The 9,892-nt window shown below is 76.3% G+C and carries 8 protein-coding genes, 1 rRNA gene and 1 pseudogene; 8 read left to right on the top strand and 2 right to left on the bottom strand.

All coding sequences use genetic code 11. The features are described from left to right. From rrf to ACZ7LB_RS17920, 3 genes and pseudogenes are all read left to right on the top strand, one after another. Positions 1-91: ribosomal RNA gene (gene rrf / locus ACZ7LB_RS17930) — 5S ribosomal RNA — on the top strand; the annotation flags it as partial. A gap of 281 nt (positions 92-372) precedes the next feature. Then, positions 373-948 (top strand): annotated as a pseudogene (locus tag ACZ7LB_RS17925) (DEAD/DEAH box helicase); the annotation flags it as partial. Positions 949-1,641: 693 nt separating this feature from the next. After that, positions 1,642-2,526: a tetratricopeptide repeat protein gene (locus ACZ7LB_RS17920; protein WP_471469220.1), complete on the top strand. Its 885-nt coding sequence runs from the start codon at positions 1,642-1,644 to the stop codon at positions 2,524-2,526. Positions 2,527-2,550: 24 nt separating this feature from the next. Here ACZ7LB_RS17920 and ACZ7LB_RS17915 read toward each other — a convergent pair whose 3' ends face one another. Then, positions 2,551-3,843: a DUF1015 domain-containing protein gene (locus ACZ7LB_RS17915; protein WP_471469196.1), complete on the bottom strand. Its 1,293-nt coding sequence runs from the start codon at positions 3,841-3,843 to the stop codon at positions 2,551-2,553. 72 nt (positions 3,844-3,915) lie between these two features. Between ACZ7LB_RS17915 and ACZ7LB_RS17910 the strand changes: the two genes are divergently transcribed. After that, complete coding sequence (locus tag ACZ7LB_RS17910) at positions 3,916-4,947, top strand: HAD hydrolase-like protein (protein ID WP_471469194.1); 1,032 nt, start codon at positions 3,916-3,918, stop codon at positions 4,945-4,947. Between the two features lie 205 nt (positions 4,948-5,152). On the opposite strand, the gene ACZ7LB_RS17905 is transcribed toward ACZ7LB_RS17910, so the two are convergent. Next, positions 5,153-5,500, bottom strand: a complete 348-nt coding sequence (locus ACZ7LB_RS17905) for a sterol-binding protein (RefSeq protein WP_471469192.1) — start codon at positions 5,498-5,500, stop codon at positions 5,153-5,155. A 39-nt stretch (positions 5,501-5,539) separates the two neighbouring features. Between ACZ7LB_RS17905 and ACZ7LB_RS17900 the strand changes: the two genes are divergently transcribed. From ACZ7LB_RS17900 to recN, 4 genes are all read left to right on the top strand, one after another. After that, entirely contained in the window at positions 5,540-5,824 is a 285-nt protein-coding gene (locus ACZ7LB_RS17900; protein ID WP_471469190.1) for a hypothetical protein, read from the top strand. A 7-nt stretch (positions 5,825-5,831) separates the two neighbouring features. Next, positions 5,832-6,647 carry a TlyA family RNA methyltransferase gene (locus ACZ7LB_RS17895; protein ID WP_471469188.1) on the top strand — a complete coding sequence of 272 codons (816 nt, stop codon included), beginning with the start codon at positions 5,832-5,834 and terminating at the stop codon, positions 6,645-6,647. After that, a complete protein-coding gene (locus ACZ7LB_RS17890; protein ID WP_471469186.1) occupies positions 6,644-7,549 on the top strand; it encodes an NAD kinase in 906 nt (301 codons plus the stop codon). Before ACZ7LB_RS17895 ends, ACZ7LB_RS17890 begins: the two co-directional genes overlap by 4 nt. 165 nt (positions 7,550-7,714) lie before the next feature. Further along, the gene (recN, locus tag ACZ7LB_RS17885; protein ID WP_471469218.1) at positions 7,715-9,433 is read left to right on the top strand and encodes a DNA repair protein RecN; all 1,719 of its coding nucleotides are present in this window, start codon (positions 7,715-7,717) and stop codon (positions 9,431-9,433) included. Positions 9,434-9,892: the final 459 nt, after the last annotated feature.

Genomic DNA, 9,892 nt, shown 5'->3' with positions numbered 1-9,892 from the left:
GCCCGGTTACATTCCGAACCCGGAAGCTAAGCTCTACAGCGCCGATGGTACTGCAGGGGGGACCCTGTGGGAGAGTAGGACGCCGCCGAACAATCTTTGGAAAGGACCCCTGGTCCCCAGCGTTCATGCTGGGGACCAGGGGTCCTTTCGTTTTTCCAGGGCGCACCGGGTACCCGGGTGCGTGAGAATGACGTGCGGTACCGAAGACAGGAGTCACCGATGTCCACCAACTCTCCCGACGACCGACCGGAGCGCGACCAGCGGCGACGGGACAGTGGTGACCGCGGCGACCGGGGCGGACGCCCCGGGGACCGCGGCGGCTTCCGCCGTGACGACCGCCGTGACGACAACCGGGGCGATCGTCGTGACTTCCGCCGCGATGACCGTGGTGGCGACAACCGCGGTGGCGGCTACGGCCGTCGTGACGACAACCGGGGCGGTGGGTACGGCCCGCGCCGCGACGACCGCGACTCCGGCCCCCGTCGCGACGACCGCGGCGGCGACCGCCCGTCGTTCCGGCGTGACGACCGCGGTGGCGACCGCCCCGCCTTCCGTCGTGACGACCGGCCGTCCTTCCGCCGGGACGACCGTGGCGGCGACCGCCCCTCCTTCCGCCGTGATGACCGGAGTGGCGACCGTCCTCCGTTCCGTCGTGACGACCGTGGTGAGCGTCCGTCCTTCCGCCGCGACGACCGCGACGACCGGGGCGGCTCCCGTCGTGACGACCGCGGAGGGTTCCGCAGGGACGACAACCGCGGCGACCGGGGCGGTTTCCGCCGTGACGACCGCCGTGACGACAACCGGGGCGGTGGGTACGGCCCGCGCCGCGACGACCGCGACTCCGGCCCCCGTCGCGACGACCGCGGCGGCGACCGCCCGTCGTTCCGGCGTGACGACCGCGGTGGCGAGCGCGGTGGCGACCGTCCCCCGTTCCGTCGCGACGACCGTGATGACCGCGGAGGCCGCGGCGAGCGCCCGCCGTTCCGCCGCGACGAACGGGGCGGCGAGCGCGGTGGCGACCGGCCGCCGTTCCGGCGTGACGACCGCGGGAGCGACCGCGGTGGCTTCCGTCGCGACGACCGCCCGGCCTTCCGTCGCGACGACCGCGGTGGCGACCGTCCCCCGTTCCGCCGCGACGACCGTGATGACCGCGGAGGCCGCGGCGAGCGTCCCCCGTTCCGCCGCGACGAACGGGGCGGCGAGCGGGGCGGCGACCGTCCCTCCTTCCGCCGTGACGACCGGGGTGGCGAGCGCGGTGGCGACCGCCCGTCGTTCCGTCGTGACGACCGGGGTGGCGACCGTCCTCCGTTCCGTCGTGACGACCGCGGTGAGCGTCCGGCCTTCCGCCGTGACGACCGCGACGACCGGGGCGACCGGGGTGGCTTCCGTCGTGACGACGACCGCGGTGGTTTCCGCGGGCGCGACGACCGGGGCGACCGGGGTGGCTTCCGCAGGGACGACCGGGGCGGGCGCCCCGGCGGCTACCGGGGCCGTGACGACCGGCGCGACGACCGCAGGGACGACCGCCGCGACGACCGGCGCGGCGGCGGGCGCTTCCGCGACGAGCGGGACCGCGACCGTGAGCCGATCAAGCGGCTGCCGATCCCCGAGGACGTCACCGGCGAGGAGATCGACAAGGACGTGCGGCAGGAGCTGCTGAGCCTGCCCAAGACGCTCGCGGACGACGTCGCCCGCAACCTCGTGATGGTCGCCCGGCTGATCGACGAGGACCCCGAGGGCGCCTACGGCTATTCCAAGGTGGCGCTGCGGCTGGCGTCGCGCGTCGCCGCCGTGCGGGAGGCGGCCGGCTTCGCCGCGTACGCCAACCAGAAGTACAGCGAGGCCCTGGCGGAGTTCCGGGCCGCCCGGCGGATGACCGGCTCCGTGGACCTCTGGCCCGTGATGGCCGACTGCGAGCGCGGTCTCGGCCGCCCGGAGAAGGCGCTGGACATGGCCGGCGCCCCCGAGGTGCACAAGCTGGACAAGGCCGGCCAGGTCGAGATGCGGCTCGTCGCGGCCGGCGCCCGGCGGGACATGGACCAGCTGGACGCCGCCATCGTGACGTTGCAGAGCCCGGAGCTGGCCTCCCACTCCGTGCAGCCCTGGACCGCGCGGCTGCGGTACGCCTACGCGGACGCGCTGCTCGCCGCCGGGCGCGAGGGCGAGGCGCGCGAGTGGTTCGCCAAGGCCGTCGAGTCCGACCGGGACAGCAGCACCGACGCCTCCGACCGGCTCGCCGAGCTGGACGGCGTGGAGTTCGTGGACGCCCTCGTCGAGGACGGGACGGCCGCGCCCGCCGAGGCACGGACCGGCGACGGGGACGGCCCCGGGGCCGGCACCGTGACCGAGGACGTGACGACCGGGGACGAGGCCGCGGACGAGACCGTCCCGGACGACGCCGGCACGGACGACGGTGACACGGACGGGGCCGCCCCGGACGACGCGGCCGCGGACGGCGCCCCCGCCGGGGAGACCGGCGAGCGCGCCGCGCCCGAGGAGGCCGGGAAGGACACCGGCACGGAGTGAGCGGGCGGTGCCGCGCGCGCCGGGTCAGAGGTCCAGCGCGCGCAGCACCAGTCCCGAGGCCGGCTTGGGGCCGAACGACGTCGACTTGCGCGGCATCGTGACGCCCTGCCGGGCCAGGTCCCGGACGACCTCCTCGCGCACCGGGTGCATCAGCACCGCCGTGCCACCGTCCCGCTCCGCCTTCTCCATCGTGGCCGCCGTGTCGTGGATGTAGGAGACATGGGCGGCGGAGTCGTCCGGGACGCCCCAGACATGGGCGAGCAGCGTGGCGTGCAGGACGGTGGCGTCCAGGGTCCGCCAGGCCGCCGGACGGTCGGCCGGGACCGTGCGCTCCAGCAGGGCGGGGTCCGGCCGGTCCACGAGGTGGAAGGCGCCGTCCCCGGCCAGCAGGAAGGCGTTGCCCCCGGCCGCCGCCCCGGCCAGCTCCGCCAGCGCGCCGCCCAGCGCGGTACCGAGGCGGCGGACCCGGAAGCGGCCCTCCAGGGCGGCGACGGCGTCGGCCACCGGCAGCCCGTGGAGCAACCGGTGGATCGCGCGCACCCGCAGCGGATAGCGGGCCGTGTCGACCAGCAGCACGAGCCCGTGGTCCCAGGGGCCGGGCGAGTCGTGCTCCGCGCGGAGCGTGCGGTAGGTGGCCCAGCGGTGGTGGCCGTCGGCGATGAGCGCCTGGTGCCCCGCCAGTTCCCGCCGCACCCCGGCCACTTCGGCCGGGTCGGTGACCGCCCACAGGCGGTGGCAGAAGCCGTCCTCCGTGGTCGTGGAGAGCAGCGGCGGGCGGCCGGCGGCGCGTTCCACGACGGTGGCCGTGGCGGAGGCGCCGTCCTCGCCCCGGTAGGTGAGCAGCAGCGGTTCGAGGTTGGCGGAGGTGGCGCGCATCAGCGCGGCCCGGTCGGCCACGACGTGGGGCATCACGTCCTCGTGCGGCAGGACGATCCGCTCGGCGGGGTCCGTCACCAGCAGGGTGCCGATGATCCCCCGTTGCAGCAGCCCCCCGCCGTCGCGCTGCTCGTAGACGTACAGCCCGGGTTCGGGGTCGGCGGTCAGCACGCCCTCCGTGCGCCAGCGGCGCAGCGTCTCGGCGGCCTGCGCGTTGCGGGCCCGGGGCGTCTCGGCCTGGGGCAGGATCAGGCGGACGATGTTGTGCGGGTCGGCGGACTCCAGGTGCAGCAGTCCGTCGGGGCGCACCACCACGTCGTAGGGCGGGGACGTCACGGCGGCCAGACTGCCGACCCGGTCGGGGTCGTAGCGGAGGCCTCGGAACGGGGTGAGTTCCAGGCCCCGGCGCGCCATTGCTTCCGGGTGACCTGCGGTCTTCATCCCGGCATCGTACGTCCGCCGGGGGCATGGGGGATGATCGGGGGAAAGTCGTCGAACGAGGAGCGGTGTGCGATGGTCCGGAGCGTCAGGACGGGTCCCCAGGGCAGCGGACAGGGGCTGAGCCGGGCGTACGACACGGCGCTGCTGGACCTGGACGGTGTGGTCTACGCCGGGGGGAACGCCATCGCGCACGCCGTGGAGTCGCTCGCGGCGGCCCGCGGGGACGGGATGCGGCTGGCGTACGTCACCAACAACGCGCTGCGCACCCCCGGAGCGGTGGCCGCGCACCTGACCGAGCTGGGCATACCGAGCGCCGCCGAGGACGTGATCACCTCGGCGCAGGCGGTGGCCCGGCTGATCGCCGACGAGTTGCCGGCGGGCAGCAGGGTGCTGGTGATCGGCGGGGAGGGGCTGCGCGTCGCGCTGCGGGAGCGGGGCCTGGTGCCGGTCGAGTCGGAGGAGGACGACCCGGCGGCCGTGGTGCAGGGCTACGGCGGGCCCGAACTGCCGTGGGGGCGCTTCGCGGAGGCGTCGTACGCGGTCGCGCGCGGGCTGCCCTGGTACGCGTCCAACACGGATCTGACGATTCCCGGCGCGCGGGGCATCGCGCCGGGCAACGGCGCGGCGGTCGAGGTCGTGCGGATCGCCACCGGCGCCGAACCGAAGGTGGCGGGCAAGCCGCTGCCGCCGATGCACCGGGAGACGGTCCTGCGCACCGGGGCGGTGCGGCCGCTGGTGGTCGGGGACCGGCTGGACACGGACATCGAGGGCGCCTTCAACGGGGAGGTCGACTCGCTGCTCGTGCTGACCGGTGTCACCGACGGGGCCCTGCTGCTGGCGGCGCCCCCGGAGCACCGGCCGACCTATGTCGACGCCGATCTGCGCGGGCTGCTCACCGGCCAGCCCGAGGTCACCGGGGAGGCGGCGGAGGGGTTCCGCTGCGGCGGCTGGACGGCGACGGCCGGCCCGGAGCGGCTGGAACTGGCGGGCGGCGGCGCGGCCCTGGACGGTCTGCGGGCCCTGTGCGCGGCGGCCTGGACGGCGGGCGGCGCGAGCGGATGCGGGCTGGACGGGGGCAAGGCGCTGGCGCGGCTGGGGCTCTGAGCGGCCGGACGCCGCCACGGGGGCGGCGCGGGGTCCCGACCGGGTCCCCGTCGTGCCGGGGCGACGGCTTCCGGCCTTCCCGGACGGGTCCGGCGCGTACGGGGGCGGGGCGGGGAGGGGCCGACGCGGTGTCCCGGCGGCCCGGCGGCGGGTCGCCGGTGCCCGGCACCACGGCCCCGGAGAGGCCCCAGGGGCCCCAGAGGCCCTAGAGGAGCTTGCGGAGGCGGAACAGGTCGCGCAGGCCCGCCTCCAGCCGTACCCGTCCGGAGCCCCAGGCACGGGCGAAGTGCAGCTCCCCGCCGACCAGGGCGACCAGGTCGTCGCCCGTCATGGCGAGCCGGATGTCGGCCCGCGCGCGGGGCGGCCCCGGGAGGGTCTCGTGGACCTCGATCCCGCCGTCCGCCATCCGGCCCGCGAAGGTGAGGTCCAGATCGGTGATGTGGCAGCTCACCGAGCGGGGCGGGGAGGCCGCGGCCCGCAGGTCCCCGTCGGCCTCGCGCATCCGGTCCGAGAGCCGGTCGAGCGCGGCACGGCACTCCTCGGTCGTCGCCATGGGGACCGACCGTACCCCAGCGCGCGGTAGCGTCGGAGCATGAGCGACGCAGACGCGGAACCGGCGGCCCCGGGCGGGGACGGCGGACCGGAGCCGGAGTCCGGCACCCCCGGCCCCGCCCCGCTGGGCGTCCCCCGCGAACCCACCGGCGACGCGGGGGTGGACGCCGGGCTGCTGCGGCTGGCCGACGCCGACCACCTCACCACCGACGGGCACACCGAGGTGTACGAGGATGTGCACCGGGGGCTGCGCGACGCGCTCACCGCGCTCGACGCCCGCCCGGGACCTCCGGCGCCCCCGGGCCCGTACGCACAAGGGAGCTGAACCGAACGTGGCAGGAGTCGCACGCCGCCGTCTCGACGCGGAACTGGTCCGCCGCAAACTGGCGCGCTCGCGGGAGCACGCGGGGCAGCTCATCGCGGCCGGCCGGGTCACCGTCGGCAAGGCCGTCGCGACCAAGTCCGCCACCCAGGTGGAGACCGCCGCCGCCATCGTCGTCACCCGGGACGAGGACGATCCCGACTACGTCTCGCGCGGCGGCCACAAGCTCGCCGGGGCGCTCGCGGCCTTCGTGCCGCGGGGGCTCGTCGTCGAGGGGCGGCGCGCCCTGGACGCCGGGGCCTCCACCGGCGGCTTCACCGACGTGCTGCTCCGCGCCGGGGCCGCCCACGTGGTCGCCGTCGACGTCGGGTACGGGCAGCTCGCCTGGTCCCTCCGGCAGGACGCCCGCGTCACCGTCAAGGACCGCACCAACGTCCGGGAGCTGACGCCCGAGGCCATCGACGGGGAGCGCGTGGACCTCGTCGTGGGCGACCTGTCCTTCATCCCGCTCGGGCTGGTGCTGCCCGCCCTGGTGGGATGCACCCGGCCGGGCGCCGATCTGGTCATGATGGTCAAGCCGCAGTTCGAGGTCGGCCGGGAACGGCTGGGCAGCGGCGGAGTGGTGCGCAGCCCGGAGCTGCGTGCCGGGGCGGTGCGCCGGGTCGCCGACCGGGCCTGGGAACTGGGGCTCGGGGTGGAGGGCGTCACGGCCAGTCCGCTGCCCGGTCCCTCGGGCAACGTCGAGTACTTTCTGTGGCTGCGGGCCGGGGCGGACCGCCTCGACCCGGACGACGTTGACCGTGCAGTGGCGGAGGGGCCGCGTTGACACAGAATCCAGCTCGTACTGTTTTCCTGCTCGCCCACACCGGACGTCCCGCAGCCATCCGCAGCGCCGAACTGGTCGTCAAGGGGCTGCTGCTGGCCGGAATCGGGGTACGGGTCCTGGAGGCCGAGGCGCGCGACCTGCCGCTGCCGGCCGAGGTGGAGCCGGTGGGGGAGGACGCCTCCGGGTGCCTCGACGGATGCGAACTGCTGATCGTCCTCGGCGGTGACGGCACCCTGCTGCGCGGCGCCGAGTTCGCCCGGGGCTCGGGGGTGCCGATGCTCGGCGTCAACCTCGGCCGGGTCGGGTTCCTCGCCGAGGCCGAGCGCGACGACCTCGACAAGGTCGTCGACCGGGTGGTGAACCGGGCCTACGAGGTCGAGGAACGGATGACCGTCGACGTCGTCGTCCACCGCAACGGCGACATCGTGCACACCGACTGGGCGCTCAACGAGGCCGCCGTGCAGAAGGCGGGCGCCGAGAAGCTGCTGGAGGTCGTGCTGGAGGTGGACGGGCGGCCGGTGACCGGCTTCGGCTGCGACGGCATCGTGCTGTCGACGCCGACCGGGTCGACGGCGTACGCCTTCTCGGCCGGCGGCCCCGTGGTCTGGCCCGAGGTCGAGGCCCTGCTGATGGTGCCGATCAGCGCCCACGCCCTGTTCGCCAAGCCGCTGGTCACCTCGCCGGACTCGGTGCTCGTGGTGGAGGTGCTGCCGCACATCCCGCCCGGAGTGCTGTGGTGCGACGGCCGCCGCACCGTGGAGCTGCCGCCGGGCGCCCGGGTGGAGGTGCGCCGGGGCGCGGTGCCGGTCCGGCTGGCCCGGCTGCACCACGCCTCCTTCACGGACCGGCTGGTCGCCAAGTTCGCGCTGCCCGTCTCGGGGTGGCGGGGGGCGCCCCAGTAGGAGACCCGAAGGGGTGGTTTCGCGGCGCCGGAGGCCGTTCAGGGCCTCCGGCCGCTCCGGTGTGCCCCCGCGCCCCCTCGCGGGCGCCCGGCGCGGTGGGCGACGGGGCGGGCCGGTCGCACTCCCCGGCCCGGACCTCGTAAGGTCGGGTGCGTGTTGGAGGAGATGCGGATACGGTCGCTCGGAGTCATCGACGACGCCGTGGTCGAGTTGTCACCCGGGTTCACGGCGGTCACCGGCGAGACCGGGGCCGGCAAGACGATGGTGGTCACGAGCCTCGGGCTGCTCCTGGGCGGGCGCGCCGACGCCGCCCTGGTACGGATGGGCGCCAAGAGCGCCGTCGTCGAGGGGCGCGTCGCCGTGCCCGGCGGGGCGGCGGCGGCCGTGCGCGCGCGGGAGGCCGGGGCCGAGCTGGACGACGGCGCGCTGCTGATCAGCCGCACCGTGTCCGCCGAGGGCCGCTCGCGGGCCCATCTGGGCGGCCGGTCCGTGCCGGTGGGCATGCTGGCCGAGCTGGCCGACGAGCTCGTCGCCGTGCACGGGCAGACCGACCAGCAGGGGCTGCTCAAGCCGGGCCGCCAGCGCCAGGCGCTGGACCGGTACGCGGGCGACGCGGTCAGCGGGCCGCTCACCGCCTACCGGGTCGCCCACCGCAGGCTGCGCGCCGTCGCCGCCGAGCTGGACGAGATCACCACCCGCGCCCGGGAACGCGTCCAGGAGGCCGATCTGCTGCGCTACGGCCTCGACGAGATCGCGGCCGTCGACCCCGCCCCCGGCGAGGACGCGGAGCTGGCCGGGGAGGCCGAGCGGCTGGGCCACGCCGAGGCGCTCGCCTCGGCCGCCACGGCGGCGCACGCCGCGCTCGCGGGCGACCCCGAGGACCCCGAGGGCGTGGACGCGGCGACCCTCGTCGCGGGCGCGCAGCGGGCCCTGGACGCGGTCCGCGCGCACGACCCGGCGCTGGCCGCGCTCGCGGAGCGGATCGGCGAGGTCGGCATCCTGCTGCGCGACGTGGCCGGGGAACTCGCCGGATACGCCGACGACCTGGACGCCGACCCGCTGCGGCTGGCCGCGGTCGAGGAGCGGCGCGCCGCGCTCACCGCGCTGACCCGCAAGTACGGCGAGGACGTGACCGCCGTGCTGGCCTGGGCCGAGGAGAGTGCCGGGCGGCTGGCGGAACTCGACGGGGACGACGAGCGGATCGGCGGGCTGACCGCCGAACGGGACGCGCTGCGGACGGAACTGGGCCACCTGGCGCAGGCCCTGACCGACGCGCGGACGGAGGCCGCCGAGCGGTTCGCCGCCGCGGTCACCGCCGAACTGGCCTCGCTGGCCATGCCGCACGCCCGGGTGTCGTTCGCGATCCGGCAGACCGGGGACCCCGACGGCATCGAGGTCGGCGGCCGGACCGTCGCCCACGGGCCGTACGGCGCCGACGAGGTGGAACTGCTGCTGGCCCCGCACCCGGGCGCGCCCCCGCGGCCCATCGCCAAGGGCGCCTCCGGCGGTGAGCTGTCCCGGGTCATGCTGGCCGTCGAGGTGGTCTTCGCGGGCACCGACCCGGTCCCGACGTACCTCTTCGACGAGGTCGACGCCGGGGTCGGCGGCAAGGCGGCGGTCGAGATCGGGCGGCGCCTGGCGCGGCTGGCGAAGACGGCGCAGGTCGTCGTCGTCACGCACCTGCCGCAGGTCGCCGCGTTCGCCGACCGGCAGCTGCTGGTGGAGAAGACCGACGACGGCTCGGTGACCCGGTCCGGCGTCAAGGTCCTGGAGGGGGAGGAGCGCGTGCGCGAGCTCTCCCGGATGCTGGCGGGCCAGGAGGACTCCGAGACGGCACGCGCCCACGCGGAGGAACTGCTCGCGACGGCCCGCACGGACGCGTAGGCCGCGCGGGGTGCGCGTCCGTGCCGGGCGTGTGGGGCGGCGGGGCCTCGTGCCGCGGTCGCCGGGTGTCCGCGCGGGCGGGCCCGGCCGGTGCCGGGGAGGGGCCGTTTCCCGCCAACCGGTCCGGTTCCCACGGGCTGCGACAAGGGGGCGCACTTTCTGAATGCGCGCCCCCGGTGGGGCTCCCGTGACCGCCGGGAACGCTGGGGCGGGCCCGTGCCCCGGGGAGCGGGCGGCCCGGCGGGCGGAGCCGCGCGGGGGGTGGGCGGGGCTTCACTCTTGTGAGTGAATTGGAGTCAGGGGGTTGTCCGGAGCCGGGCGGGCGGGCCGCCCGCCGTTCCCGGAACATCCGTGCGGCCTGGCATGCTGAGCGGAGTAACGTGCGGGAAGCCGCGCGGCGCGACCCTCCGCGCCGCCGTTCCGTACCTTCTTCGTGACCGTCCCACGCCGAACCCAGGA

The sequence above is a fragment of the Streptomyces sp. NPDC107521 genome (assembly GCF_055598485.1).
The sequence above is the reverse complement of the archived record's forward strand: the minus strand, read 5'-3'. Positions and strand labels throughout refer to the sequence as shown.

Bases quoted from the DNA above. Each gene is read 5' to 3' on its own strand.
- ACZ7LB_RS17910 (WP_471469194.1), top strand. From the start codon at position 3,916: ATGGTCCGGAGCGTCAGGACGGGTCCCCAGGGCAGCGGACAGGGGCTG.
- ACZ7LB_RS17915 (WP_471469196.1), bottom strand. From the start codon at position 3,843: ATGAAGACCGCAGGTCACCCGGAAGCAATGGCGCGCCGGGGCCTGGAA.
- ACZ7LB_RS17900 (WP_471469190.1), top strand. From the start codon at position 5,540: ATGAGCGACGCAGACGCGGAACCGGCGGCCCCGGGCGGGGACGGCGGA.
- ACZ7LB_RS17905 (WP_471469192.1), bottom strand. From the start codon at position 5,500: ATGGCGACGACCGAGGAGTGCCGTGCCGCGCTCGACCGGCTCTCGGAC.
- recN (WP_471469218.1), top strand. From the start codon at position 7,715: ATGCGGATACGGTCGCTCGGAGTCATCGACGACGCCGTGGTCGAGTTG.